Genomic DNA, 26,443 nt, shown 5'->3' with positions numbered 1-26,443 from the left:
GACCCGGGGTTTCCGGGTCGGCGCCAACGCCGTACAGGCCGTGCCGTCGTGCCTGCCCTAGTGGGCGGTGCCCGTGTCGGCTTCCGTGCCGGTGCCCGCGTCCGTGCCGGTCTCCGTCGAGGCGGAGCCGGACGGGGAGCCCGACGGTGACCCCGCAGCGTCCTCGCCCGGCGCACCGGCCGCCGGGGACGTCGAGCCCGACGGGGACGGGGAGGTGCTGGGGCCGACGCCCGTGAAGAAGCTCTCCGACGGGAAGACGAAGGCGCGCAGCCCCACGTCGCCCGTCTTGCTGAACGAGAACACGACCTGCTGGGCGTCGCCGTTCTTCGCGGCCTCGCGGCCGTTCTCGACCACCGCCGAGGCGTTGCCCGCGCCGCCGAGCTGGACCGAGCCGAGCGCCGGGACGGTGATCGGCCCCGAGCCCTTGGCGGGCGTGAGCTTCACCGTGGCGCTGGTGCCCGGGAGCTTCACCGAGTCGAGGGTCTGCGCGCTCGTGTCGTTGTTGAAGACGGTGCCGGTGACGACCGCGGGCCCCTCGGCGGCGGGCTCGGGCTGGGTGAGCACCGTGATGTTCTGGAGGCTGATCTTCTCGACGGTCGTGGCGGCGTTGTCCGGCTTGACGCCGAGCGTCTGCGCGTTGTTGCCGGCGCCGCACGCGGAGAGCGAGGCAAGCGGGAACACGAGGGCAGTAGCGGCGAGGACGCCGCGTCGAAGGCTGCGGCTCACGGCGGCGGCAACTCCTAGGACGTACGGACGGACGGAGGCTGGGGCGTGCGGTGCGCTGCCGCGTACCGCGGTGGTGCGTGGAGCGGGCCGAGAACCTCCGGACGGGCCAAAGGTGCGTCGGCGCCCTCAGGTTACCGAGCCGCCTCCGCCGCCCCGCACCCGACCCGCCCCCCGGCGCCACCGGTGCGTTTCCCGCTCGCTCCCGGTCGTCCCGCCGCCACCGCCGATGATCGATTAGTGGCGCGGAACGGCATGTCGTTTCGCGCGCCGTTCACATAAATCCGGTGATCAATTCTCCGGACCGTCCCGCATTCCTTACGAATACCGTCGCGCGTGCGACGGTGATCGAATTCGGATTCCCTCACACTTCCGTCGTACTTCCGCCGCGCCCGCGCCGTACTTCCGTTCGTACGAGTGACCGACGTCCGAACGCGGTACGGGAAGTTCCGCCGCCGGAAACCGGCAAAACGGGACGTTAGTCCTCTTCTGAGGGGGTCGCGTGGTGCGTAACGTGGGCGTTTCCGCGCCCCCGCGCAGCGGCTCCGACCTGCGAATACCCCCTTCCGGAAGCCGCCCGCAGCACGTTCCTGGCGCTGTTGTCAAGCCCCGAGATGCGCCCTGACCTGCGAAAACGCCATTCAGAAGATGCCATTCTCGTGTTACCCTGGATAGCCACGGAAGGGGTACCTGTCACATGACGTTCAAGGTTGGCGACACCGTGGTCTATCCCCATCACGGGGCCGCGCTGATCGAGGCCATCGAAACTCGCCAGATCAAAGGCGTGGACAAGACCTACTTGGTGCTCAAGGTCGCCCAGGGCGACTTGACGGTGCGTGTACCGGCGGACAATGCGGAGTTCGTCGGCGTGCGCGATGTGGTTGGTCAGGACGGGCTGGACCGGGTCTTCGAGGTGCTCAGGGCGCCGTACGCGGAAGAGCCGACGAACTGGTCCCGTCGCTACAAGGCAAATCTCGAGAAGCTCGCCTCCGGCGATGTCATCAAGGTCGCCGAAGTGGTCCGCGACCTGTGGCGCCGGGAGCGCGAGCGCGGACTCTCCGCAGGTGAGAAGCGCATGCTCGCCAAGGCGCGGCAGATCCTTGTCAGCGAGCTGGCTCTCGCGGAGAACACGAACGAAGACAAGGCCGAGGCTCTGCTCGACGAGGTCCTCGCGTCCTGAACCGGAAGTCCTGAACTGAACGCGACGCAGGCAGCACGCACCCGGTACGTACGCAGAAGTACGTATGCAGCCAGTACGTACGCAGCACGCGCGATGTGAAGTGAAGCAGTGAATGCCGTGGTGCCCGTTGGCCGGCTTTGGGGGAGAGCTGAGTCGTCGGGCACTGCGGCATGTTCGTGTCTCCGCGTGCCCGTGGATGTCGCATCGCGCGTCCTGCGCGGCGCGTCGTGCGTTCGAGACGTACGACCGAAATATCCGACGCCGAAGCCCCTGGGCGGCCGGGGCGGCGACCGTCTCGACCATGGGTCACGGAAGGGTCCGGTCAAGGCGTCGCGCCCGGCTCGCTGAGCCCCTACCCATGTCGGCCGCGGAAACAAACCTGCCGGAACAAAGACCCGATCAAACACCGGAACAAAGAGCCGGAACAAAGAGCCGGAACGAAACCCGCCGGAGTGCATAGCGATGTCTGAGGAACCCCTCGCGATGTCCGAGGAACCCCGCCCCCACCGCACCGCCGCGGTGATCCCCGCCGCGGGCCGGGGCGTACGGCTCGGTCCCGGCGCCCCCAAGGCGCTGCGCGCGCTGGGCGGCACACCGATGCTGATCCACGCCGTCCGCGCGATGGCCGCCTCGCGCGCCGTCTCGCTCGTCGTCGTGGTGGCACCGCCGGACGGCGCGCCCGAGGTGAAGCACCTGCTCGACGCGCACGCCCTGCCCGAGCGCACCGACTACCTCGTCGTACCCGGCGGCGAGACCCGCCAGGAGTCCGTACGGCTCGGCATCGACGCCCTGCCCGACGCCATCACCAGCGTGCTCGTCCATGACGCGGCCCGCCCGCTGGTCCCGGTCGAGACCGTGGACACCGTGGTCGAGGCCGTACGGGACGGGGCACCCGCCGTCGTGCCCGCGCTGCCCCTCACCGACACCGTCAAGCAGGTCGAGCCGCGGGAGAAGGGCGAGCCGGAACCGGTCGTCGCCACACCCGAGCGGGCCCTGCTGCGCGCCGTACAGACCCCGCAGGGCTTCGACCGCGCCACGCTGGAGCGCGCGCACCGGACGGTGGCGCAGGTGGGCGAGGGGGCGACGGACTGCGCCGGTATGGTCGAGCGGCTCGGCGCACCCGTGGTGGTCGTGCCAGGACACGAGGAGGCGTTCAAGGTGACCAGGCCGCTGGATCTGGTGCTGGCCGAGGCGGTTCTCGCCCGGAGGAGGCTCACCGATGGCTTCTGAGCGCCCCGAGGCTACCGAGCGCGCCGGGGAAGCGGCCGCTCCCCGGCCCCCCGCGCCGCCCGCCGCGCCCGTGCCGCCGCTGCCGCAGGTGGGGATCGGCACCGACATCCACGCCTTCGAGGAGGGCCGCGAACTGTGGTGCGCGGGGCTGCTCTGGGAGGGCGAGGGCCCCGGCCTGGCCGGCCACTCCGACGCGGACGTGGTCGCGCACGCCGCCTGCAACGCGCTCTTCTCCGCCGCGGGCCTGGGCGACCTCGGCGCGCACTTCGGCACGGGCCGCCCGGAGTGGTCCGGAGCCCCCGGTGTGACCCTCCTCAAGGAGGCGGCCAGGATCGTCCGTGCCGAGGGCTTCACGGTCGGCAACGTCGCCGTTCAGGTCGTCGGCACCCGGCCGAAGATCGGCAAACGCCGGGACGAGGCGCAGCGAGTGCTCTCCGAGGCGGTCGGCGCGCCGGTGGCGGTCTCGGCGGCGACCTCCGACGGCCTCGGCTTCACCGGACGCGGCGAGGGACTGGCCGCGATCGCCACGGCGCTGGTGGTCCGTACGGGCCCGGCGGACTGAGGCCCCGGACGAAGCGGCGGTCCGGGGCGGGCTGAGGTCCCGGACGCAGCGGCGGACCGGCGGACCGAGGACCCGAGCGGAGCGAAATACCGGCGCGGGTGACCGGATTGGGCGATGATCGTCCGGTATGCGTCAACCGGCAGCAGCAGGCAGCAGGAAGGCAGTCATGACCGCTGAACTCTCCGAAAACCTCAAGCAGCTTCTCGACACCCCGGTATTCGTCAACATCGCCACCATCCAGCCGGACGGCAGCCCGCAGGTTTCACCTGTATGGGTGAAGCGCGACGGGGACGACGTACTGATCTCCACGACGGTCGACCGCCAGAAGGAGAAGAACCTGCGCCGCGACCCGCGGGTGACCGTCGTCGTCCAGCCCGCCGACGCCCCCTACACCTACGCGGAGATCCGCGGCGCGGCGACCCTCACCACCGAGGGCGGCCAGGAACTGATCAACGAGCTGTCCCTGAAGTACACGGGCAAGCCGTACGCCGACTTCAACCCGGACTCCGCGAACGACGCCGAGCGCGTCGTCGTCCGTATCGCGCCCCGCAAGGTCGTCGGCAGGGTCTGAGCCGCCGCGGAGACCTCCGCCGGACGCCCGCGGAGGTCCCTCCCGGACATTCCCGGACGTTCCCGGACGTCGTGACATGGAGCCGACGGGTCATCAATGTCACGCTTCGGTGTCCCGTCGGCCCAAAGGGTCGCGGGGCACTGCCCCGGGCGCACTACCCTTGTGGGGTGACTATTCGGCTGTACGACACCGGTGCCCGGCAGATCCGTGATTTCACCCCGCTCGTCCCGGGCTGTGTCTCGATCTACCTGTGTGGCGCCACCGTGCAGGCCGCCCCGCACATCGGGCACATCCGGTCGGGACTGAACTTCGACATCATGCGCCGCTGGTTCGAGCACCGCGGCTTCGACGTGACGTTCGTCCGCAACGTCACGGACATCGACGACAAGATCATCGCCAAGTCGGCCGACCAGGGCCGCCCCTGGTGGTCCATCGGCTACGAGAACGAGCGCGCCTTCAACTCCGGTTACGACGTGCTCGGCTGCCTGCCGCCCACGTACGAGCCGCGCGCCACCGGTCATATCACCGAGATGATCGAGATGATGCGCGGTCTGATCGAGCGCGGTCACGCGTACGAGGCCGACGGCAACGTCTACTTCGACGTGCGGTCCTTCCCAGGCTATCTGGAGCTGTCCAACCAGGACCTGGACGATCTGCGCCAGCCCTCCGGCGAGGGCGAGACCGGCAAGCGCGACCAGCGCGACTTCGCGATGTGGAAGGCCGCCAAGCCGGGCGAGCCGTCCTGGGAGACGCCCTGGGGCCGCGGCCGGCCCGGCTGGCACCTGGAGTGCTCGGCGATGGCCCACAAGTACCTGGGCCCGGCCTTCGACATCCACGGCGGCGGCCTCGACCTGATCTTCCCGCACCACGAGAACGAGATCGCGCAGGCCAAGGGGTACGGCGACGAGTTCGCGAAGTACTGGGTGCACAACGCGTGGGTCACCATCAAGGGCGAGAAGATGGCCAAGTCGCTCGGGAACTCGGTGCTGGTCTCCGAGATGGTCAAGCACTGGCGCCCCATCGTGCTCCGCTACTACCTCGGCACCCCGCACTACCGCTCGATGATCGAGTACAGCGAGGAGGCCCTGCGCGAGGCCGAGTCCGCGTTCGCGCGGATCGAGGGCTTCGTCCAGCGGGTCGTGGAGAAGGCGGGGGGAGTGGTGGAGCCGGCCGCCGAGGTGCCGCCCGCCTTCGCCGAGGCCATGGACGACGACCTGGGCGTCCCGCAGGCCCTCGCGATCGTCCACACCACCGTCCGCCAGGGCAACTCCGCGCTCGCCGCCGACGACAAGGAAGCCGCCGTCGCCCGGCTCGCGGAGGTACGGGCCATGCTCGGCGTCCTCGGTCTGGACCCGCTCGACCCGCACTGGGCCGGCGAGGCCGACCGCGGCGAGGATCTGCACGGCGTCGTGGACACGCTCGTACGCCTGGTGCTGGAGCAGCGCGAGGCGGCGCGGGGCCGCAAGGACTGGGGCACGGCGGACGGGATCCGGGACCAGCTCCAGCAGACCGGGCTGGTCATCGAGGACGGGCCCTCGGGTCCGCGGTGGACTCTGGGACCGCGCTGACCTGCTGAAGTGTGCCGCCCGGTGGTCGGGGCGCCACACTTACGTACCCTGACATAAAACGTATGAACGCCGCGCAGCTGAAGCGCCGCGTAGCCGCGTAACGAAAGCAATGAAACAGGTAGGTCATGGCCGGGAACAGCCAGCGCAGGAACCGCCGTACGTCCAACAAGAAGGGCGCGCAGGTCGGCAGCGGTGGCAAGCGACGCCGCGGCCTGGAGGGGAAGGGCCCGACGCCGCCCGCGTCCGCCCGCAAGGGACACGTCCAGAACCGCGTCGCCAACGCCAAGGCCAAGCAGACGGCCCGCCGCCAGGTCGCCCGGCGCGGCGGCAAGGGCACCAGCGAGATGGTCGTCGGCCGTAACCCGGTCTTCGAGGCGCTGCGCGACGGCGTGCCCGCCTCGATGCTCTACGTACAGCAGTTCATCGACAACGACGAGCGCGTCCGCGAGGCGCTCCAGCTCGCGGCGGACCGCGGCGGCATCCACCTCATGGAGGCGCCCAAGCCGGAGCTGGACCGGATGACGAACGGCCTCAACCACCAGGGGCTCGTCCTCCAGGTCCCGCCGTACGAGTACGCGCACCCGGACGACCTCGCCGCCGCGGCCTTCGACGACGGCGAGGACCCGCTGATCGTCGCGCTCGACGGGGTGACGGACCCGCGCAACCTGGGCGCCGTCGTCCGCTCCGTCTCCGCCTTCGGCGGCCACGGCGTCGTCGTACCGGAGCGCCGCGCCGCCGGGATGACGGCCGGTGCCTGGAAGTCCTCGGCGGGCACGGCGGCGCGCACGCCGGTCGCCCGCTGCACCAACCTCACCCGGACGCTGGAGGCGTACCAGAAGGCCGGCATCACGGTCGTCGGTCTCGCGGCGGACGGCGAGGCGGAGGTCGGCGACCTGGAGGCGCTCGGCGGCCCGGTCGTGATCGTGGTCGGCAGCGAGGGCAAGGGCCTGTCCCGGCTGGTGGGCGAGACGTGCGACTTCCGCGTACGGATCCCGATGCCGGGCGGCGCGGAGTCGCTGAACGCGGGCGTCGCGGCGGGCGTCGTGCTGTACGAGGCGTCGCGGCGCCGGGTCTGAGACGACCGCGGGAGCGGGACGGGGCCTTGACACCGGACGGGGCCTGAGGGCGCCGGACGGGGTGTGACAGGGCGGCCGGGGCCGAGGGGTGTCCGGCCCGGGCGTCCCCCGAACGGCCCCGCTTGATGATCTTGACGGGTCTCGGACATATCGCGCGCGTCAAGGCAGTGTCCTAAACACAAGTCACTCGGTTAGATGAGTGTGGACACCAGAACGCCCCGGCCCGGGTTCGACGATCAGCCCCCGCTGAGCATGCTCAAGGTGGACTGCGATCCCGCGCAGGTCATCGTGAACCACGCCAGCTTCCGGGTGAAGCTCGCAACGCCTCAGCGCCCCAGCCCCCTGCGCATCCCCGCCCTGACCGGTGCGGCGCCCGGCGCGCCGGGCCGGTCGCCACGGAGGCGGGCCCCCGTGGTGTGGAGCGGGAAGTCCGCGCCGGGCGACCCCGGCGCGAGCGGGCTGCTCCAGGCCGTACGGAACTCCCCACCGGTACCGGCTCCACCGGCGGGGGGCGCTTTCCGCGCCCCCTCCGGGAAGCGGTACGAAGCCGGCGCCACGCAGGTCATTCCCCGGCTCAGGCCGGGCGCCGACACCGAGACGACCGTGCCGACCCCGGTCGTCGGCGGCCCCCGTACGGAGGCCACGCCGCTGCTGCCGCCCATGCGCCAGGCGGTCGGCGCGTACGACCTGCCCGAGCAGAACACGGGCCCGGGACCGTACGGCGGCCGGGGCGGGCCCTACGCTCCCGGGACCGCCGCCGACGACGCCTACGCCGACGACACCGATCTCGGGTACGACACCGACGAGCGCCCGCGCCCCCAGCGGAGCGGCGCCGACGCCGTCCGGCACGCCTACTACCCCGGCCGCCGGATGAACCTCGGCGTGGTGCTGCTCCCGCTCCGCGTCTTCCTCGGCTTCATCTCGATCTACGCGGGCATGGGCAAGCTCTGCGACCCCGTCTACTTCGACGGCGGCGAGCGCGGCTCCATGGTCAAGTGGCTCAGCTCGCTGCAACCGTGGGCGCTGGCCGAGCCGCTGCGGGACTTCGCGCTCTCGCACCCGGTCGGCGCGGGCCTCAGCGTCGCCTTCCTCCAGATCGTGGTCGGCGTCCTGACCGTGCTCGGCCTGTGGCAGCGGCTCGCCGCCTCCGTCGGGACGCTGCTGTCGGCCGCGCTGCTGCTGACGGTGAGCTGGCGGACCGTACCGGCGTACGACGCGCCCGACATCATCTATCTGGCCGCCTGGTCCCCGCTGATCATCGCGGGCGCGCCGGTCTACTCCGTCGACGGGCGGCTCGCCGGCGAGGCGTGGCGCACGCTCGGACCGCGCTCCGAGCTCTGGGACCTGCGGCGGCGCGTGCTGCGCAGGGGCGCGATCGTGGCAAGCGTCGTCATCGGGCTGACACTGCTGGTCGGCTCGGTGCTGGGCGGGGCCGTACGCTCCTCGGACCTGGTGCGGGTGCCGGGCCAGGGCGTCGACCCGGTCAACCAGCTCCCGGGCGTACCGCTGCCGCGCAACCAGCGCGGCGCCACGACCGGCGCCTCCGGCTCGCCGAGCAGCGCGGGCGCCACCAGCGGTACGTCGTCGGAGCCCTCGGCGACCAGCTCCGGCAGCCCGTCGGCGCGGCAGTCGGAGCCGGGCGGCGGTACGACGCCGGAGAGCGGCGGCGCGACCACCGGGGCCGGTACGGCGGGTACGGGGACGGGCACGGGCACCGGACAGACCCAGCGGCAACAGCAGCAGCCCAGCCAGACCCAGGGCACGGTCCAGGAGCCGCCCGGTACGGCCGAGCAGGCCCCGCCGCCGTCCAGCAGCCAGGGACCGTCCTCCACGGGCGGTTCGGGCGACGGGAGCGGCGGGGGCGGCGGCGACGGCGGCGCGCCGGCCACCGGCTCCTCCGGAGGCGGGAGCGGCGGCGGAAACCGTAACCCCATCGGGGGACTCCTCGGCTGACGGCTCCGACAGGCCGACGGCCCCGACGAGGGGGCGGTCACCCGGACCGGGTGACCGCCCCCTCGCGCATGCCCCCGCCGCTCACTTCAACGGAGGCGCGTGCCTCAGCGCGCGCCGCCGGACAGCTCCTTCGCCGCCTCCGTGAGGTCCTTCGCGGTGTCGATGGCGCGCCAGTACGCCCCGTGGGGCAGCGGGAAGCCCGCGAGACGGCGCTCCCGGGCCAGCCGGGGGAACGTGGTCCGCTCGTGGTCGCCGCGGTCGGGCAGCAGCTCGTGGAAGTCCTCGGAGAACACGTACACACCGGCGTTGATGAGATACGGCGACGGCGGGGACTCGATGAAGTCGAGGACATGCCCGAACTCGTCGGTCTCGACGGCTCCCCAGGGGATCCGCGGCCGGGCGAGCGCGAGGGTGGCGGTCGCGTCGCGCTCGAAGTGGAAGGCGGCCATCTCGCGCAGCGAGAAGCGCGTCCAGATGTCGCCGTTGGTGGCATACCAGGGCCGCCCGGGGTCCGGCAGCCCGGCCGCGGCGTGCTTGAGGCCGCCGCCGCGCCCCAGGGGCTCCTCCTCCACCACGGTGGTGACCCGCAGGGGGAGGTCGGCCGAGTCCAGCCACTTCTGGAGCACCTCGGCGAGATGGCCGCACGAGACGACGGCATCGGTCACGCCCTCGGCGGCGAGCCAGGCAAGCTGATGGCCGATGATCGGGGTCCCCGTCCCGGGGATCTCGACCATCGGCTTGGGGCGGTCGTCGGTGTACGGCCGCAGCCGAGAGCCCTGGCCGCCCGCGAGTACCACGGCCTGCGTCGGATACGTATGCATGCCGTGAACGATAGGCGGGCCGGCCGGCCGGTGTGCGGGCGGCCGGTGCGCGGGATCAGCTCCCCGTGGCCTGCTCGGAGACGCCGTACGCGAAGGACGTGTCGCACACGGGGCGGGAGAACGACTGCGCGCGGGTCGGGCCGTAGACGGCGACCGCCGCGCGTCCGAGCGCGCGGGCGATCGAGATGCAGTGCCGCGCGAGCGACGGGCGCTCCTCGACCTGCCGCTGGAGGTGCGTCAGGGCGATCCCCGGATCCTTCTCCTGGAGCTCCGTGAGCAGCTGGTCACGGAGAACGTCCTGGGGGGCGCGGGACGTGGCCTGTACCGAGGCGGTGTCCGAGGAGGCCGTCAGGACCTGCGACTCGGTGGTGCTGGTCGCCCACGGAACACGGGCGACCGCGAGGGTCCCGGAGAGCACCAGGACGACGGGCAGTACGAATGCGAGAGTTCGGCCGATACGGCGGGCAGTGTGGGTCACGCAGGCGAGCGTAGCGGTCAGTGATGATTTGGCGACATTTAGTCACTCGCTTGAGGGACGGTTCGATCGGTTTTTTCGAATCGAGGGTTGACGCGACCGATCTGAAATGCCCGGTGTGCGGGGGTATTTGCGGCCGAACGACAGGATACGCCGACGGCCCCGCACCGGAGTACGGGGCCGTGCGGAGGAAATCGGGCCGGAGCCCGGCGCGGGCGCGCCGAACTCCAAACCTCTGTGGCCGGATCGGCCGGATCGGCCGGATCGGCCGGTTCGACCGGATCAGTCGGTGAGGCGCTCGCCGGTCGAGGTCGAGAAGACGTGCGTCTCGCCCGCGCGCGGCACGACGTGCAGCTTGGCGCCCTTGTCCGGCACGGCACGGCCGTTGACCCGGACGACGACCTCCTTGGACTCGCCGCCGACCTCGGCGGTGCCGTACACGTAACCGTCGGCGCCCAGTTCCTCGACGACGTTGACGGTCACGGCGAGACCGGCCGGGGCGTCCTTCGAGAGCGCGCCCTCGGTGCCGCCCTCCTCGGCGATGTCGAAGTGCTCGGGGCGGACACCGACCGTGACGGTCTTGTCGCCCTTCTCCGACGCGGCGGAGAGCGCCTCGCGGGAGACCGGCACGACGCTGTTGCCGAACTTCACACCGCCGTCGGTGATCGGCACCTCGACCAGGTTCATGGCGGGGGAGCCGATGAAGCCGGCGACGAAGAGGTTGTTGGGCCGGTCGTACATGTTGCGCGGCGAGTCGACCTGCTGGAGCAGCCCGTCCTTGAGGACCGCGACGCGGTCACCCATGGTCATGGCCTCGACCTGGTCGTGGGTCACGTACACCGTGGTGATGCCGAGGCGGCGCTGGAGCGAGGCGATCTGCGTACGGGTGGAGACACGGAGCTTGGCGTCGAGGTTCGACAGCGGCTCGTCCATGAGGAACACCTGCGGCTCCCGCACGATGGCGCGGCCCATCGCGACACGCTGCCGCTGACCACCGGAGAGCGCCTTCGGCTTGCGGTCCAGGTAGTCGGTGAGGTCGAGGATCTTCGCGGCCTCCTCGACCTTCTTGCGGATGTCCGCCTTGTTCACGCCGGCGATCTTGAGCGCGAAGCCCATGTTGTCGGCGACGGACATGTGCGGGTAGAGCGCGTAGTTCTGGAACACCATCGCGATGTCCCGGTCCTTCGGCGGCAGGTGCGTGACGTCACGCTCACCGATACGGATGGCGCCGCCGTTGACGTCCTCAAGACCCGCGAGCATGCGCAGGGAGGTCGACTTGCCACAACCGGAGGGACCGACGAGGACGAGGAACTCGCCATCCTCGATCTCGATCTCCAGCTGGTCGACGGCGGGCTTCGTGGAGCCCGGGTAGACGCGGGTTGCCTTGTCGAACGAGACAGTAGCCATGGCGATGTTGTCCCCTCACCGGCAGGAACGTGCCGGACGATCCGAGTAAAGGAATGGGTCTCCCGCCGGGGCGGAAGATGGGTCTAGTCCACGTGGGTGAACTTCCCGTGACGCTACCCGCCGTTCCGCGATCTGTCAGCACTCCCGTACGCACGAAATTTCCGGCGGCCCGGTGATCGGGTCCGGTTACACTTCTCGGACGCGCCTCCTTAGCTCAGCTGGCCAGAGCAACGCACTTGTAATGCGTAGGTCGTCGGTTCGAATCCGACAGGGGGCTCAGGTAAAGCCCAGGTCACACAGCCCGTGACCTGGGCTTTTTCCTTTGTGACGGTGGATCATGGAGGGGGGTTTGGCCTACGGAGGATGACCTGCGTGAGCGATGCGTGAGCGGAGGGCCGGCGAGTCCTACGCCGCGTGCTTCGTCCGCTTGGGCTTCTTCGGGTTCTTCTTGGCGCGCTGGGCCTTCTTCCGGGCCTTCCCCGCCTTCCTCGCGGCCTCCTCCGCCTTCCGGGCGATCTTCTCCGCCTCGGCCTTGCGCTGGAGCGGGACCAGCTTGGCGGTGGCCTCGGCGGCGCTCTTGCCGACGTGAGGGAGAACGCTCTGGTAGATGTCCCGCGTGATGCGGGTGTCGCTGTGGCCGAGGGTGTCGGAGACGATCTTCACGTCGATTCCGGCGGCGAGCATGAGCGTGGCTGCTCCGTGGCGGAGGTCGTGCAGCCGGATCGGCGGCAGGCCGGAGGCCACGACGAGACGCTCGAAGTGGTCGGTGACCTTGCCGGGGTGGAGCCAGGAGCCGTCTTCCTGGGTGAAGACGAGTCCGGTGTCCACCCAGGCCGGCCCCCACGCTTCGCGGTCCGCCGTCTGCCGCTCGCGGTGTCGCTCCAAGACGCCGACGGTGTCGTCGTCCAGGGCCACGACGCGGAAGCCGCTGTCGGTCTTCGGTTCGGATGCCTCGACGTCCCAGCCGTCCTGGACGAGCTGCCCCGAGACGGTGAGGGAGTGCCGGTCGAGGTTGGTCTCCGACCAGGGCTGGCCGCAGGCTTCGCCCCGGCGCAGGCCGCGGAAGGCGATCAGGTGCCACATGGCGTACAGCCGGTCGTCGGCGACGAAGTCGAGGAAGGCCCCGGTGTGTTCAGGCGTCCAGACCATGACGGGGGAGGGCTTCTCGCCGGTCTGCCTCCACTTGGCGACTCGTTCGTCCGTCCAGACCAGGGCCTTCGGCTTACGCGCCGCGTCGATCTCGACGTGGGCTGCCGGGTTGAACGTGATGATCTGCTGGCCGATCGCATCATTCAGGGCGGCGCGGAGGGTGGCCTTGACGTGCTGGCGCGTGGAGGGACCGGTGGCGCGGCGGTAGGGCGGCATCGCGTCGATCGCCTCTTTGAGAGCCTTACGGCGAGCGCGATTCTCCAATCCCTTCCACGGGACGGCCGCCAGCTCCTCGACTGCCGATCGCCGTTGGGCGTTCTGCTCCAGGGTCTCGGCGTTGGCATCGGCTATAGCCGTGAACATCTCGCTGAGGTGGCTGACGCGGAGCCGGTCGAGACGCCGGCCGCCGATGTGCGGCTTGAGATGGACGCGGATGTCAGTCTCGTAGCGGTTCAGGCCGGACTTGCGGATCCGCTTGCCGGCCAGCCAGCGGTCGAGCCATTCGGCGACCGTCAGGCTGCCGATGAGGTCCTGGCCGGAGTTGAGCCGCCGCCGGGTCTCCTCGACCTCCGGCAGGGGTCCCTTTTCGCTGCTGACCTCCGCGAGCATGGCGGCGATCAGCTCCGTGCCCTCGGGGTCGTCGGCCTTGGCGAGGCCCAGGAGGGCGCGGACGTGGTCGAGGTCGGCCTGAGCCGCTTTGAGGCTGCTGTAGCCGCCCCGTGCGAAGGAGCGTCGGCTGCCGTCCTGGCGGGAGGGTAGCTCCTGGCGTATGGAGTACGTGCAGTGGTTCCTGGTGCTGCGCTTGGGGCAGGTGGTGCCGAGTTCCCTGCCGGTCTTCGGGTTGCGGCAGGAGCAGCGGCGGTAGGTGGAGCCCTTCAAATGCCTTACTCCTCGGTGGTGTCGGGAAAGTCCTCCGGCGCTTCGGCGTCGGAGAGTTCGGGTGCGAGGTACGGAGGTGTGCCGCCGTCTTCCCGGATGTGGGCTCGTGCGTTACGCAGTCCGTGCATGGCGTGGGCGACTTGACTGGCGTAGTCCTCCTGGGCGAGCAGGGCCTCCGCGTGCATCGCGGGGTTGTTCGCGGTCCTGACCTTCCAGCGCTCGTAGTCCTCGCCTCTGAGGGCGGTGAGCGCGGCCTGGTGATAGTTGGCGTGCGCCCGGAAGTTGCGCAGCATCACGGACTCGGTGTCCAGGGCCTTGGGGCCCTCGCCGGTGAACCACTGCATGGCGTCCCAGGTGGACCGGGGATCCTCCAGGGGTTGTTGCTGGACGTCGTCGACGTATCCGACCGGGTAGATGAGGCAGATCGGGTGGGTGTCCAGGGCCATGGCCAGGACCATGACGTCGACGAGGGGCAGGGTGGCGCGGCGTCCGGACTCCATGTTCGCGATGACGTTGCGGGGGATCGGATGGCCGATGTCCGTGCACCGGTCGGCCAGGTCCTGGGCGCTCATGCGCAGTTCCTTCCTTCGTCTCCGTACCTCGCCGGCCACGGTCGCCATGACCTGGTCCTCCCACAGGGGGACGTCGTCCTCGTCCTCACCATGATGAAATCCGCGTTGTGTCATGAAGACACATTAGCTCGATCATCCTGGAAGTACTGGCCTGGAGACGGACGCGATTGCCGTGTTCGCCGACGGCTTGTCATGGATGGAGCGTGGATGCGCGAGAACGAGGCCCTCGGGCGGGCGAACGGTATGAGCCGGGAGGAGCTGCTCGGTCTGCCGGTCTCCGTTGACCTGGAGACGGGCAACCGGGCGCTGGGACTGGGGCGGAGCAAGGGGTACGAGTTGGCCAAGCGGGGCCAGTACCCGTGCAAGGTGCTCCGGCTGGGCAACGCCTACCGGGTGGTGACCGCCGACCTGCTGAACCTGTTGGGCCTGGCCGCATGACGGGGCGAACGCGGCGTGGGTACTTCTGCGCTGAGCTGACACAGAAACGCTGGACTGTGCCGGGGCGTGGACGTACTGTCCGTGGTCCCTCGCGATCACCCGGTGCCCGCGAGACGCGAACGGGCCCCCGGCGGTGCAACGCCGGAGGCCCCAGCAACCCCGAACGGCCCGTGAAGAACCAACCCGGCGGCCAGGGCGTGCAAGCCCGCCACCGCCAGACGAGGAGCCGCCCCGTGGAACACGCGGGAGCTGACCCCTATTCCGAAGCCGACAAGCCCGCCTGGCCGGCGGTCGCCGTACCCGGACGGCCCGCCCAGCTCCAGGACGACGAAGCCCGCGAGTGCCCCGACCACGGCGATCAGCGGGCAGCCACGGCAGTGGCCCCTGCCCGAGAGCTGGCACCCGAGCCGGAGCCGATCGCCGATCCGGAGCCGACGGCAGGTTCGGTGCTGCTGGAGGAACTGCGCTCGCAGATCGCGAAGTTCGTGATCCTGCCCTCCGCCGAGGCGCTGGACGCGGTCACGCTCTGGGTGGCTGCGACGCACCTGCAACCCGCCTGGCAGCACGCGCCGCGGCTGGCGGTGGTGGGCCCGGCGAAGCGGTGCGGCAAGTCGCGGCTTCTCGACGTGCTGACCGAGACGGTCCACGAGCCGATGATCACCATCAACACCACGCCGGCCGCGGTCTTCCGGTCGATCACGGAGGAACCGCCCACGCTCCTGGTGGACGAGGCGGACACCATCTTCGGCACCCCGAAGATGGCGGAGAAGAACGAGGAGATGCGTGGCCTGCTCAACGCCGGCCACCAGCGCAACCGCTACGTCACCCGGGTCGTCGGCAACGATCACACTCCGCACCGGTTCGCGACGTTCGCGATGGCGGCGCTGGCCGGAATCGGTGACCTGCCGGACACGATCATGGACCGGGCCGTGGTGGTCCGCATGCGGCGCCGGGCCGAGGGCGAGTACGTCAAGCCGTTCCGCTCGCGTCGAGACATCCCGGTCCTGCACGAGCTGCGGGACCGGATAGCGGAGTGGACCAAGCCGCACCTGGAGGTCGCGGCGGAGCGGGAGCCGGAGATGCCGGTGGAGGACCGGGCCGCAGACACCTGGGAGCCGTTGGTCATCATCGCGGACCTCGCCGCAGGGCCCTGGCCCCGCCTCGCCCGTACGGCATGCGGTCGGATGGTCGCCACCGAGGTCGAGGTGGAGGAGGACCAGCCCGGCGGAGCGCGGATCCTGACCGACATCCGCAGGGCCTTCGCAGCGCAGCGCGAGCCCGACAGCCTCACCACGGAGGACATCCTTCGCCTCCTCCGCCAGGACCCCGAAGGCCCCTGGGCCGAGTGGGGACGCGACGGGCTCACGGCCCGCCACCTGGGTGACCTGCTGCGTGAGTTCGGCATCAAGCCCGGCAACGTCCGCCTCGCCGACGGAACCCAGCGCAAGGGATACACCCGCAACAAGTTCCTCGACGCGTGGCGGCGCTACTGCCCCACAGTCCACCCCGTCGACCACGCGGCCAGCACGCCCGAAGCAGGCTGAGCCCCACTGCCCCGAATGCCGTTCCTGCCGTCCCTGCCGTGATTCCGCAGGTCAGACGGCCTGCGCGCAAGACGGAAGACGCGGCCAAGACGGATACGCGGCCCGACACGGCGTGATCGTCCCCGGACGGCGACCAGATCCGTCTTGTGCCGTCCCAGCCGTCCCAGCCGTCCCCGCCGTACCGCCGCAGGCCAGAGCTGCACCTGCCGGGACGGCACACCGAAGCCGAGCCGTCCCGGCCGCCGGGGGCGCGGAGCGCCCCGCCCACCGTGCGGGACGGCTCGGCGAGACGGCTGCCGTCCCGGCCCTGACCTGGCCTTGCAACGGCTGAGACGGCCAAGACGGATCAACAGACCACGAACCACAGGAGTACCCGGCTTGTCCCTCCCCGCTCTCACCTCCCACCGCACACCCGACCCGGATCGCTACCGCCCGCAGTCGGCCAAGCGCGCCGCCGAGCGGTACGCGCTCGTCGCCGCCGGGGTCGTCATCGTGGCCCTGACCGCTGCCGGGTTCTGGCTCTCCTACGCCCACCTCGCCGAGGTCGCCGGACGGCACGGCCTGGGCGGCTCGCCCACACGGCAGTGGGCGTGGCCCGCGACCCTGGACGCGTTCATCGTCGCCGGCGAACTGCTCATGCTCAGGGCGGGCCTCCGCGCGGTCACCGACGGTTGGGCCGTCGTCCTCACGGCCACGGGATCGGTCGGATCCATCGCGCTCAACGTGGCCGGAGTCAGCGGCACGGGTCGACCCGGCCCCGTGCCCGTACTCGACTACGTCGTCGCCGCCGTGCCCCCGACCGCAGCCCTGCTGGCCTTCGCCGTACTCATGCGGCAGATCCACCAGCTCGTCGACCGGTCCACCAGCGACGCCGGGGCAGAGCCCGCCCCGCTGCTCGAAGCGTCGGCCGGGACTTCCGATCAGCACCCCGACCCCTCCGTCGAACTTCCGGTGGCTACTTCCGCTCAGCGGGCGGAAGGGCAGCCGCAGCCGAGCGGCGGGTCACGCAGCGGGCGACCGGCCGGCGCGACGCTCGAAGAGCTCGTGGAGATCGGGCGAGTTGCCGCGGCCCAGGAAGGAAGGCTGACCCGTGATTCCGTACAGCGGGCCGTACGGGCCAAGGGACTTACGGTCGGCGGCCAACGACTCACGGAGGTGATGAACACCCTCCGGGCCGAACTCGCCACCGCGAACAGCACCGGGCCGAAGAACGGCTGACCACTAGGTCGGTGGTCGTAACCCATGCGCCCACCGGCCCCTGGTCTTCGCCGCCCGACCCCATGTCCACACCTGTGGACGGGGCGACGGTCACCCTCGCCGCCGCCCCGCCCGCACTACTTCGGAGAACCGACCGTGACGTACGACCCGCACCACCCCGAGAGCAACCGGGACGAGCCGCAGACAACGACGAAGCCGATGACGCCCCTGGAACGTCTGCGGCGGGCGTTCGGATGGACGGCTCCTGGCGGAGGGACGGCTCCTGGCGGAGCCAGTAGTAGCCCGAGTCCGACTTATGGCCGGTCTTCGGGGGCCTCCGCCCCGGGGGTGGCGGAGACGGACCGGCGCCAGGGGGTGCCGGACCGGGAGGCCGGGGCCGAGGGCGGCCCCGACCCGGACGAGCTCCGTACCGTCCAGCAGCAGATCCTTCACCCCACGCCCACCGCTGAGCCGACGGCCAGCGAGCGCGATGTGCAGAGCGCCCAGCCGGCGATCCGCCGCTTCACCGGCACCAAGCGAACCGTCCGCGTCGGCCCGCTGCGCTTCACCGCCGTCGAGCACGCCGCCCTCCAGGAAGCCGCCGTCGAGCACGGCTACAAGGGTGAATCCGGCTTCGCCGCCGACATCGTCCTGGCCTTCATCGACGGCCGCTTCACCGCGAACCTTCCCCTGTCCGAGGACCGACGCCGAACCCACATGTTCCGCGCCCAGGTCCTGCGTGCCCTCAACCGCACCGGCGTCAATGTCAACCAGATCGCCCGCGCGCTCAACAGCGACTTCACGCCGCCCGACATCCGTCAGCGCCTCGACGAACTCCACCACCTGCTCTCCCTGATCGCCGAAGCCCTGCGCCGGCCCACTGACCCGACGGAGGTCTGACCGGATGATCGCCGCCATCAAACCGACCGGAGCCAACACCCGCGGTCTGCTCGCCTACCTCTACGGCCCCGGCCGTCACGACGAACACCTCGACCCGCACCTGGTGACCGGCTTCGCCATGCTCGGCATGCCCGACCCCGGCCGCGACCAGGACACCACGCTCACGCAGCTCGCCCGCTACCTCGACGAGCCCGTACGCCTGCGCAACAGCGAGTTCGGTAAGAAGGTCATCGACCACGTCTGGCACTGCCCCGTCCGCGCCGCACCCGAAGACCGTCATCTCTCCGACACCGAGTGGGGCGAGATCGCCCAGCGCATCGTCCAGGCAGCAGGCATCGCCCCTGACGGCGTGCCGCTGGATCGCCGTACGCCACGCCGACGACCACATCCACATCCTCGCCACCACCGTTCGCGAAGACGGCCGCCGCCCCAAACTCCACGACAGCGGCATCCGCGTCGGCAACGAGTGCCGTCAGATAGAGAAGGACTACGGGCTGCGCCGCCTACGGAAGGGCGACCGCACCGCCGAGCGTCGCCCCACCCAGGCCGAGATGCACAAGGCCGAGCGCCTCGGCTGGGAGCAGACCAGCCGCGAGTGGCTGCAGGACCGCATCCGCGCCGCGGTCCCGCACGCCACCAGTGCCGAGGAACTCCTCGCCTACCTCGAAGCCGACGACATCCTGGTCAAGCCCCGCCGCGGTCCCTCCGGAGACCTACTCGGCTACGCCGTCGGTCGCCCCGGCGACCTGAACAAGGAGGGCGAGCAGATCTACCACCCCGGCGGGAAGATCGCCCCCGACCTCACCCTGCCCAAGCTCAAGACGCGCCTGGAGACCAGCGCACCGGAGGAACACCCCACAGCCCGTCGCGACCGGCCAACCACCCCCTGGCATCAGGCCACCGACGCCCTCGACACCCTCCACCCAGAGACCACCACCACGAGGGCCGACGAGGACGCACGGACACAGGCGAACATCAGCGCTCTGGGCGAACTGATCGAAGCCACCGCCCAGGCAGCGCCCGCCGACCATCGTGCCCAACTGCGCTCAGCCAGTACGGCATTCGCCCGTGCCCAGCGGTCACAGGTGAGGGCCGAGGACCGCGCCGCCCACGCCCTACGGAACGCGGCCCGCGACATCACTCACACCGCCACAGGCCCCGGCGGCAGCGCCCTTGCAGCCCTGACCGCTGCGCTCCTCTGGGCCACCATCCTCGCTGCACGCTGGCACGAGGCCAAGGGCCACGCCCACCAGGCCGACGCTGCCCGCCAAGCCGTCCAGCACCTTCAGTCGGCAGCCGACGCCGCGCTCACTCCGACGCTCACCGAACTCGAAGCCCGGCGCCCGGGTGAAAAGATCCGCCGCACTCTTGCCAACGACGTACGCGCGGCCGTTCCCGAACACGCCGAGCGGATCCTTACCGACCCCGGCTGGCCCGGGCTCGCCACCGTCCTCGCTGACGCCGAAGCCAGCGGACACAAACCCCACCAGCTCCTCCAAGAGGCGGCCGCCAGCCGAGAGCTCGGCACAGCCCGCCAACCGGCCCGCGTCCTGATCACCCGCATCCAGCACACCAGCCGCAACCCCGCACCCAATCGCCGCGCCGAGGCAGCCCGGCTGCGAAGCATCAGAGCATCGGCCTTGGGCGCCCCTTCCCCTGCCGCTCAGCTGAGGACAACCGCAGCGCCAACGAGCCAGCCGAGCCGCCGCCACCGACGCTGACCCGACAGGAGAGCCGGGTCCCCAGAGACTTGCCAGCAGCCCGAAACGACAGGGCGCCTGTGAGCCCCGGAAGGTGTGGACCCGCATTACTGGCTGCGCTGGTGCGAGCCGCGTACGCCGGAATCCGCGCGGACGGCCGCTGCCATGGCATGTGGGTGTTGCCCCCGGTGGCAACCGCCGAAGAGGCGCCTGCGTATCAACGGTTGGGCTGGTCACCACGCATGGTGACCGGCCCAACCGTTGATACGCCCACTGCCCGTTCTCGGCCTCACTCCCGCCGGAACATGCTGCCCCGCGCGCGATGCCTTCCAACGCGGCGTCCCTCAGGCTGCTCGGTCGTAGAAGCCTTGTTAACAGGCGCCCGGCGAGTCGGTTCATCGTGAAGGAGGAGAGACTGCCAGACCTGCTCCTGCAAGGCGCGGATGCACGGGCCGCAGGCGAACATCGCCGCCTGGGCACCCGCCACACTCACGGGGCCGATCCATAGAACACGGGTCCATCGCTGGCCGCAGTAGAGCCAGCAGACGCCGTCAGTCCATGTATTGCCGTCGTCAGTGTCTGCCACGGCGGGCAGGCCGCCGCGGGCGAACTCGGCGATGCCGGGTACGACCCGAGGTGTCACGGCCAGTTCTATAAACACAGCTCGGTCCCCAAGATCACTCGCTCAGGACAGCTGCCCTGGCCGAAGCCTGCTTGTCGGCGTCGGCGAAGAGGAGCGTGGGCTCGGCCAAAATGTCCCTGCCGGCCTCGCTCTTGTAGATCTCGTCGACGCTGCCGAACCGTGCCTCGGTGTAGTCGAGGTCGAGCAGGGCGGCTGCCTGGCGGACCGATGCCTCGTCGGGTCCCTCGATCTCGACGAAAGTGGGGAGGTCCGGCCAGGTGTCGAAGTCGAAGGCGACTTCGCCCAGGCGCCACTCCTCCCGGTAGTTCTCCTGGTAGCGCACCTCGCGCAGGCCGACGTTGCGGAGGATCTCGGCCATGGCGTGCAGGTCCGACACCTCGGTCTCGATCTCGGTGGTGCCGTCGATCGTCGTGGAGTCGGTGACCTGCTTCAGCGTGAGCGTGGAGCGGGTGGCCTCGTCCCTCAGGCGGACCCAGGCACCGCCTTCGAGGGCGTCGTTCTCGAAGATCTTCCGGGTGAGGAGGGTGCGCTCAAACGCCTGGACGGCTCCCAGCGCGATCAGTTTGGCCTGGAGACCGGCGACGTCGACGGCGAGGAACTTGGCCTCGTACTCGTGCTTCATAAATCCTTCTTCCCGTAGCTCTAGGAGGCGGTGGACGCACGGGCGGCGAGGAGGAGACCCATGCGGTGGTTGTGGTCCTGCAGCTGTCCGACGTGCGCCTGCTCGGTGAACTCGTTGGTCCGCAGGGTGAGCAGGACGTCCCAGTCCCCGATGAAGTAACGCCGCAGCTTCTCGGGGGATGTGTAGTGCTCCAGCACGTGATGGCGTTGCGTGAGGGGCATCATGAACTCTGCGCCGAACAGACCGCCGGGCTTGACCAGGCGCTGCATGCGGTCGACGAACTCGCCTAACGGCCGGTGGTGGTTGGCACTGTAATGCCAAGAGCAGCTCGTCCAGACAGCGTCGCAGGGGGCGGTGACGGGTTCGGAGGCGAGGAAGTCCTCCTCCACGACCTGGACACGGTCGTGAAGCCCTTCCTGCTTCAGCCGCTCGATCATGCCCATCGCGTGACCGGTTCTGTCACCCGGAAGTTGGACCTCGCCGCCGTGGAGGGCGAACGGGTCGCGCTCGATGGCGATGACGCGGTAGCCGGCCGCGGCCAGTGGTACGACGAGTCTGCCGTCGCTCGCGCCGATGACCGTCACGGTGGAGTCAGGCTCCGTACGCTCCTTGAGCGCGGCGAGGAACTGGGGGAAGAAGGTGAGGGTGTGCCGCCACATGCTGGGTGTCTGCACGGGGTTGCTCTCCTTGCGGGTGGGTGCTCAGGACGGCTCGGAGTACCTCGTCGGGGGTGAGTCCGGTGGTGTTCACGCGGTGCATCGGGAACGAGGCGTAGGCGCCGGTGATCTTGTCTGCGGTGATCTCGGCGAGGGCGTCCCAACGCGAGACAGGCTTGTCGCGCCTGGCGAGTCGGCGCTGACGCTCACTCTCCGCGCAGGCGAGGTAGTAGGTGACGGGACGGGGGATGCCCGGCGGCAGGGATACGGAGAGGTTGGCTCCGAAAGCGCGGTGGTTGGCCAGGCAGCGTGCGAAGTAGCTTTCGACGACGACCGGGGTGCCGGCGGACAGGTACCGCTGGATCTGATCGGTGGCGGTGAACAGGGCTGAGAGGTAGAAGCACATGCGTGCCTCTGCGTTTCCCAGCCGGTCGACCTCCTGCCGCAGTGCCTGGTAGGTGGGCGGCACGGTCGGGACCAGTACCGCGCCACGGGCGGCCGCGAGCATGGGGGCGAGGGTGGATTTGCCGGTGCCGCGGAGCCCTTCGACGCTCTCGAACGACGCCGGGTCAGACACGTCCGTACACCACGTCCGGCACCGCGAGAGTGAGTTCGTCGGTGGCGGACGGCCGGTGGTCGATGTGGTCGGTGAGCTTGTCGTACCAGAAGGCGTGCGAGTCCTTGCCGACAGCCTTGCAGGACATGGTGAGCGCGCCGCGCGGGTCAGCTTCGATCCGCTCGATCTCCACAGGGCCCCCGGCGGGGAGGCAGACGTCCGGCGCACCGAGCTCGGACAGGTCCTCGTCGAGGATCACCTCGATGTCCAGCTCGGCCGAGGCCAGACGCTCCCGCAGACGGGTGTAGGCCGTGGCGTCGTTGACGAGGAGCTCGGGGTGATCCGCTGCGTTGCCGACCGGCCGGAGACAGTGGAGTTTCAGCTGTTCCACCCCGTAGTGCTGCAGTGTGCGGGCGAGCGGCAGGACCTCGTCGATGTTGCGTGAGGTGACCGTCATGGTCGCGCCGGCGCGGACGCCGAGCTGCTGCGCGATTTCGAGGGCGCTCAGGGCACTTCGGTAACTTCCGAACTTCCGGATCTTGTCGTTGGTCGTGCCGATGCCCTCCAGCGATACCCGGAGCAGGTCCAGGTCGGGAGCGATCTCAGTCAGCCGGCGCTCGATCCGGTAGCCGTTGGTGCAGATCTCGACCTGCATACCCAGGTCCCGCTTGGCGTACCGGACGACCTGGGCGAGGTCTCGGTAGACGAACGGCTCGCCGCCCAGCAGGGTGACGGCCTCGGTGCCGTACTCGTCGCGCATCAGCGTGAGGAGGTTGACCGCCTCGTCTGTGGTGAAGGCGTCGGCGTGCTGGAGCCGCTTGCCGTGGAAGCAGTGCAGGCATTCGAAGTTGCAGCGGTAGAGCAGCTGCAGGTACAGCATCCGGATCCTGCGGATCCCAGTGACTTCGCTGATCACGCGGGTCTCCTTCGAGACGCTTGCCTGGTGGGAGACCTGATATTGGCCGGACAGGTACGGACCGCGTCACCGCGTATCGGGACGCTCCGAGGACGTCCTGGGACGTTTTCAGCGTGCGGAGAGCGCTTCCAGAATCCCGAGCACACGGCCGGTGTCCGTCAGATCGGGCAGAACCGTATGTGCACCGGCGTCTGCCAGCTTTTGGGGGCTGTGGACGCCGGAGGCGACCGCGATGATCTCGGAGCGCGTGGAGAGTGCGGCCTCCACGTCCCTCGGGGTATCTCCGACGAGCACGACGGGCACGCCATCCGGGGCGCCCCGCAGCCGTTGGGCACGCTCCCGGGCGACAGGGACCAGGTCGGGGCGCTGAAGGGCGTCGGCCCCGTAGGCGCCAACTGGCAGGTCGAGGAGGGGATCAAGGCCGAAGGCCGCGACCTTCACGCGGGCGTTGGCCGCGATATTGCCGGTGAGCACCGACGACACCCAACTGCGTCGCGCGGAGACCTCCTTCAGGACTTCCCGCACGCCGGGCAGGGCCGTTCCTCGCCGGCTGAGGTCCTGGAGACGCGCCTCACCTGCGCCGGATAGCGCTCCCTCGATAGCGGTCCAGTCCGGCTCGACCAGGCCGTTCTGCTGGAACATGTCGCGCATGATCAGCCGGTCTGTATGCCCTTCCGTCCTCGCCGGCCCCGCGGGCGCCCTTCCCGTCAGGGCCGTGAAGGCGGCGGCGTAGATCTCCTTGCTGACCCCTGAGTTCTCGATGAGGGTGTGGTCGATGTCCCACAGGACGATGAGCTCCATGTATACAGCGTAAATACAGCGGTCATGGCCCCTCCTTCTGTGGAACGTCCCGAAACGTCCTTGCCGCTCCTGACTAGTCTCGGCTTGTATGGCGTCTGTGAACGAGCGATTGCACTCCGTGCTCGCCCAGCGCGGCATTCCACCTGAATCACTCGCCGAAGTCTGCGAGGTGGACCCCAAGACCGTTGGGCGGTGGCTCGGCGGGCGCGTTCCCCATCCTCGCCACCGCTTCCGCGTCGCCAAGCACTTACGGGTCGAGGAACTGTTCCTCTGGCCGACACCCGCGCCGAGCGCGCCGCAGCAGCTCGCAGGGGCAGGGCAGGAGCTGGTCGGGACCTACCAGAACCGGGCGAGCGTCCCGCGCGACACATGGCTGTCGCTGCTCAACGGCGCCCAGGAGCAGATCAGCGTTCTCGTTTTCTCCGGCACCTTCTTCGCCCAGTCCAACCCTCACGTCGCCAGGATGCTCGCCGAGCGCGCATCGAGCGGGGTGCGAGTGCGGCTCTGCTTCGGCGACTCGAAGGGGCAGGCCGCAGCAATCCGAGGCCACGAAGAGGGAATCGGCGACACACTCGCCGCCAAGATCCGCGCCTCCCTGACCTACTACCGGCCCCTGCTGTCCGAGGCCGGATGCGAGGTGAGGCTGCACGACACCACGCTCTACACCTCCATGTTCCGGTACGACGATGATCTTCTGATCAATCCGCATGTCTGGGGCCAGCCGGCCAGCGCCAACCCGCTCCTCCATCTCCGCAGAGCAGACACGGCGGGCTGGTTCGACAACTACTCTCAGAGTTTCGAAGCTGTCTGGGCCACCGCACGGCCGTGGACACCAGACCAGGAGGGGCCCTCGTCGCATGGGCAGGACTGAGTACTACAACGACCCCAAGGCCCCAAAGGCGAACACGCTCATCCCCGCCAACAACCTGCTCGTCGTCGACGACAACGGCGCCATACTCCTCCAGCACCGCCGGGACACCGGCCAATGGGCCCTGCCCGGAGGAGCCCAGGACATCGGCGAGACCGCCGCCCAGTGCGCCGTCCGTGAATGCCTGGAAGAGACCGGGATCATCGCCGAGATCACCGGATTCTTGGGGGTCTACACGAACCCGAACCACATCGTGGCCTACACCGACGGCGAGATCCGCCAGCAGTACGAGAACACCTACATCGGCCGCCCGGTAGGCGGCGAGCCCACGATCAACGACGAGGCCGACGGCGTCCGCTACGTCCAGCCGAGCGACCTGGATGACTACGACATCCACCCCAGCATGCGCCAGCAGATCGGCGACTACCTTGCTGGCACGTACCCCTACCTGGGCTGAGCCGCCAGGGCGGCCTCGACCCGCCCCACGGCGCCGAAGATCTCCGGAGCCGCCCGGCGGATGAACCGTCCCACCAGGCTGTCGGACCCGTATCGGCCGGTGATCTCTGCCAACCGAGCGTCCACCGAAGTGATCGCGCCATCGGGGGTGGTCGTCATGTCGCAGTACACAAGGGCGTCCACTAGGCGCTGGTCGTCGAGGAGCGGAAATTCTGCCTCCAAGGTCTCGCGCAATCCCCGCTCCTCGGCTTCCAGTAGCGCAAACGAGTGGTTAGCCACCAGCCGGACCAGCAGTTCGTCCGCAGCATGGGTGTCACGAAGGAAGCGAGCCCCATCCAACGGATGAAAGCCAGTGAAGGCCAGGCGCGGGGCGTAACCCACATCGTGCAAAACGGCTGCAGAGAGCAGGAGTTCCGCCTTCCCTCCCATCGTCGCGGACAGTCTCTCTGCGCACTGCGCGACACCTTGCGAGTGCGCCCAACGACGAGGAAGCGGCTCAGCCAATTCATCCTCGGCGACTGCGCATGCCCACGTCGCCATCGATTCATCCATAGTCGGTACGTGCCCGGGCGCAGCGTTGCTCAGTCTCAAGCCAACAGGACCGTTTGAGAGCCCGGGCGGAGGTCGTCGTGGAGGGCTTCGGCGGCTGCTGCAACTGGGTCGGTCTGGTCCATACAGGGCCTGGCTGTCACTCTTCACTTCCGCCAACTAACAGCTGCCCCTTCTGGCAGAGTAGCGGGATGCTGCCGCCACAAGGGGCCGCTGACATCACTCTGTCGGCACCCGATGCCTTCGACGTGCCCGTGTTCGTACGACGGAGCTTGCCACTGGATCCGGCGCCGCGTCCCAAGGCTGTGGCCCTGTCCCAGGCGGGCCAAGTCTGGCCGGGGCCAGGGAATATGCCGCCCGACGGCGACTATCTTGTGCCGACTACGTGGCGGGATGTCCTAGATGCCGCCACCACAGTGGGCCGTGACATC

General features: G+C 69.8%; 25 protein-coding genes, 1 tRNA gene and 1 pseudogene. 15 read left to right on the top strand and 12 right to left on the bottom strand.

The genetic code is table 11. The annotated features are described in order from the left end of the window. Positions 1 to 57 precede the first annotated feature (57 nt). Positions 58 to 726 (bottom strand): DUF461 domain-containing protein, encoded by a 669-nt coding sequence (locus tag ACFTZC_RS04435; RefSeq protein ID WP_382886691.1) that lies wholly within the window; start codon positions 724 to 726, stop codon positions 58 to 60. A 694-nt stretch (positions 727 to 1,420) separates the two neighbouring features. Here ACFTZC_RS04435 and ACFTZC_RS04430 point away from each other — a divergent pair. From ACFTZC_RS04430 to ACFTZC_RS04400, 7 genes are all read left to right on the top strand, one after another. After that, positions 1,421 to 1,903, top strand: coding sequence for a CarD family transcriptional regulator (locus ACFTZC_RS04430; RefSeq protein ID WP_003953493.1), 483 nt, complete (start codon positions 1,421 to 1,423; stop codon positions 1,901 to 1,903). A 483-nt stretch (positions 1,904 to 2,386) separates the two neighbouring features. After that, positions 2,387 to 3,133 carry a 2-C-methyl-D-erythritol 4-phosphate cytidylyltransferase gene (gene ispD / locus ACFTZC_RS04425; protein ID WP_365813791.1) on the top strand — a complete coding sequence of 249 codons (747 nt, stop codon included), beginning with the start codon at positions 2,387 to 2,389 and terminating at the stop codon, positions 3,131 to 3,133. Further along, positions 3,123 to 3,695, top strand: a complete 573-nt coding sequence (gene ispF, locus ACFTZC_RS04420; protein ID WP_382886689.1) for a 2-C-methyl-D-erythritol 2,4-cyclodiphosphate synthase — start codon at positions 3,123 to 3,125, stop codon at positions 3,693 to 3,695. The genes ispD and ispF overlap by 11 nt, the downstream gene beginning before the upstream one ends. A 166-nt stretch (positions 3,696 to 3,861) precedes the next feature. Beyond that, positions 3,862 to 4,266, top strand: coding sequence for a PPOX class F420-dependent oxidoreductase (locus ACFTZC_RS04415; RefSeq protein WP_382886687.1), 405 nt, complete (start codon positions 3,862 to 3,864; stop codon positions 4,264 to 4,266). 167 nt (positions 4,267 to 4,433) lie between these two features. Beyond that, positions 4,434 to 5,834, top strand: a complete 1,401-nt coding sequence (gene cysS / locus ACFTZC_RS04410; protein WP_382886685.1) for a cysteine--tRNA ligase — start codon at positions 4,434 to 4,436, stop codon at positions 5,832 to 5,834. 125 nt (positions 5,835 to 5,959) lie between these two features. After that, the gene (gene rlmB / locus ACFTZC_RS04405; protein WP_382886683.1) at positions 5,960 to 6,910 is read left to right on the top strand and encodes a 23S rRNA (guanosine(2251)-2'-O)-methyltransferase RlmB; all 951 of its coding nucleotides are present in this window, start codon (positions 5,960 to 5,962) and stop codon (positions 6,908 to 6,910) included. Between the two features lie 195 nt (positions 6,911 to 7,105). Continuing rightward, complete coding sequence (locus ACFTZC_RS04400) at positions 7,106 to 8,863, top strand: DoxX family protein (RefSeq protein WP_382886682.1); 1,758 nt, start codon at positions 7,106 to 7,108, stop codon at positions 8,861 to 8,863. A gap of 104 nt (positions 8,864 to 8,967) precedes the next feature. Here the strand turns inward: ACFTZC_RS04400 and ACFTZC_RS04395 are convergent, their stop codons facing one another. From ACFTZC_RS04395 to ACFTZC_RS04385, 3 genes are all read right to left on the bottom strand, one after another. After that, a complete protein-coding gene (locus ACFTZC_RS04395) occupies positions 8,968 to 9,684 on the bottom strand; it encodes a nucleotidyltransferase family protein (RefSeq protein ID WP_365813742.1) in 717 nt (238 codons plus the stop codon). 55 nt (positions 9,685 to 9,739) lie between these two features. Beyond that, entirely contained in the window at positions 9,740 to 10,162 is a 423-nt protein-coding gene (locus ACFTZC_RS04390; RefSeq protein ID WP_382886680.1) for a hypothetical protein, read from the bottom strand. 279 nt (positions 10,163 to 10,441) lie between these two features. Next, complete coding sequence (locus tag ACFTZC_RS04385) at positions 10,442 to 11,566, bottom strand: sn-glycerol-3-phosphate ABC transporter ATP-binding protein UgpC (protein ID WP_365813745.1); 1,125 nt, start codon at positions 11,564 to 11,566, stop codon at positions 10,442 to 10,444. 203 nt (positions 11,567 to 11,769) lie between these two features. Here ACFTZC_RS04385 and ACFTZC_RS04380 point away from each other — a divergent pair. Continuing rightward, a tRNA-Thr gene (locus ACFTZC_RS04380) sits at positions 11,770 to 11,843 on the top strand. A 128-nt stretch (positions 11,844 to 11,971) separates the two neighbouring features. Here ACFTZC_RS04380 and ACFTZC_RS04375 read toward each other — a convergent pair. Together ACFTZC_RS04375 and ACFTZC_RS04370 are read right to left on the bottom strand one after the other, a co-directional pair. Next, complete coding sequence (locus tag ACFTZC_RS04375) at positions 11,972 to 13,594, bottom strand: tyrosine-type recombinase/integrase (RefSeq protein ID WP_382886677.1); 1,623 nt, start codon at positions 13,592 to 13,594, stop codon at positions 11,972 to 11,974. A 5-nt stretch (positions 13,595 to 13,599) separates the two neighbouring features. Further along, positions 13,600 to 14,280, bottom strand: coding sequence for a helix-turn-helix domain-containing protein (locus tag ACFTZC_RS04370; protein ID WP_382886675.1), 681 nt, complete (start codon positions 14,278 to 14,280; stop codon positions 13,600 to 13,602). A gap of 93 nt (positions 14,281 to 14,373) precedes the next feature. On the opposite strand from ACFTZC_RS04370, the gene ACFTZC_RS04365 reads away from it, so the two are divergent. The 5 genes and pseudogenes from ACFTZC_RS04365 (at position 14,374) to ACFTZC_RS04345 (ending at position 19,966) form a co-directional block, all read left to right on the top strand. After that, the gene (locus tag ACFTZC_RS04365) at positions 14,374 to 14,604 is read left to right on the top strand and encodes a hypothetical protein (protein ID WP_382886673.1); all 231 of its coding nucleotides are present in this window, start codon (positions 14,374 to 14,376) and stop codon (positions 14,602 to 14,604) included. A 233-nt stretch (positions 14,605 to 14,837) separates the two neighbouring features. Further along, the gene (locus tag ACFTZC_RS04360) at positions 14,838 to 16,148 is read left to right on the top strand and encodes a DUF3631 domain-containing protein (protein ID WP_382886671.1); all 1,311 of its coding nucleotides are present in this window, start codon (positions 14,838 to 14,840) and stop codon (positions 16,146 to 16,148) included. Between the two features lie 378 nt (positions 16,149 to 16,526). After that, positions 16,527 to 17,366 carry a DUF2637 domain-containing protein gene (locus ACFTZC_RS04355; protein ID WP_382886669.1) on the top strand — a complete coding sequence of 280 codons (840 nt, stop codon included), beginning with the start codon at positions 16,527 to 16,529 and terminating at the stop codon, positions 17,364 to 17,366. 327 nt (positions 17,367 to 17,693) lie between these two features. Next, complete coding sequence (mobC, locus tag ACFTZC_RS04350) at positions 17,694 to 18,245, top strand: plasmid mobilization relaxosome protein MobC (RefSeq protein ID WP_382886667.1); 552 nt, start codon at positions 17,694 to 17,696, stop codon at positions 18,243 to 18,245. A gap of 4 nt (positions 18,246 to 18,249) precedes the next feature. Beyond that, positions 18,250 to 19,966, top strand: a pseudogene (locus ACFTZC_RS04345) (relaxase/mobilization nuclease domain-containing protein). A gap of 656 nt (positions 19,967 to 20,622) precedes the next feature. Here ACFTZC_RS04345 and ACFTZC_RS04340 read toward each other — a convergent pair. From ACFTZC_RS04340 to ACFTZC_RS04320, 5 genes are all read right to left on the bottom strand, one after another. Beyond that, positions 20,623 to 21,210 carry a class IV adenylate cyclase gene (locus ACFTZC_RS04340; protein WP_382886665.1) on the bottom strand — a complete coding sequence of 196 codons (588 nt, stop codon included), beginning with the start codon at positions 21,208 to 21,210 and terminating at the stop codon, positions 20,623 to 20,625. 20 nt (positions 21,211 to 21,230) lie between these two features. Beyond that, complete coding sequence (locus tag ACFTZC_RS04335) at positions 21,231 to 21,884, bottom strand: class I SAM-dependent methyltransferase (protein WP_382886663.1); 654 nt, start codon at positions 21,882 to 21,884, stop codon at positions 21,231 to 21,233. Further along, positions 21,802 to 22,443 carry a hypothetical protein gene (locus tag ACFTZC_RS04330; RefSeq protein WP_382886661.1) on the bottom strand — a complete coding sequence of 214 codons (642 nt, stop codon included), beginning with the start codon at positions 22,441 to 22,443 and terminating at the stop codon, positions 21,802 to 21,804. Before ACFTZC_RS04330 ends, ACFTZC_RS04335 begins: the two co-directional genes overlap by 83 nt. Then, a complete protein-coding gene (locus ACFTZC_RS04325) occupies positions 22,436 to 23,338 on the bottom strand; it encodes a radical SAM protein (protein WP_382886659.1) in 903 nt (300 codons plus the stop codon). The genes ACFTZC_RS04330 and ACFTZC_RS04325 overlap by 8 nt, the downstream gene beginning before the upstream one ends. 108 nt (positions 23,339 to 23,446) lie before the next feature. After that, entirely contained in the window at positions 23,447 to 24,139 is a 693-nt protein-coding gene (locus ACFTZC_RS04320; protein WP_382886657.1) for an HAD family hydrolase, read from the bottom strand. 97 nt (positions 24,140 to 24,236) lie between these two features. Here ACFTZC_RS04320 and ACFTZC_RS04315 point away from each other — a divergent pair, with 97 nt between their 5' ends. Then, a complete protein-coding gene (locus ACFTZC_RS04315) occupies positions 24,237 to 25,010 on the top strand; it encodes an XRE family transcriptional regulator (RefSeq protein WP_382886758.1) in 774 nt (257 codons plus the stop codon). Then, positions 24,997 to 25,464, top strand: coding sequence for an NUDIX hydrolase (locus tag ACFTZC_RS04310; RefSeq protein WP_382886655.1), 468 nt, complete (start codon positions 24,997 to 24,999; stop codon positions 25,462 to 25,464). Before ACFTZC_RS04315 ends, ACFTZC_RS04310 begins: the two co-directional genes overlap by 14 nt. Here ACFTZC_RS04310 and ACFTZC_RS04305 read toward each other — a convergent pair. Next, entirely contained in the window at positions 25,452 to 26,015 is a 564-nt protein-coding gene (locus ACFTZC_RS04305; protein WP_093819341.1) for an HD domain-containing protein, read from the bottom strand. The two genes, ACFTZC_RS04310 and ACFTZC_RS04305, sit on opposite strands and share 13 nt — an antisense overlap. Positions 26,016 to 26,443 lie beyond the last annotated feature (428 nt).

The organism is Streptomyces sp. NPDC056987 (assembly GCF_042673865.1).
Lineage (GTDB): Bacteria > Actinomycetota > Actinomycetes > Streptomycetales > Streptomycetaceae > Streptomyces.
The sequence above is the reverse complement of the archived record's forward strand: the minus strand, read 5'-3'. Positions and strand labels throughout refer to the sequence as shown.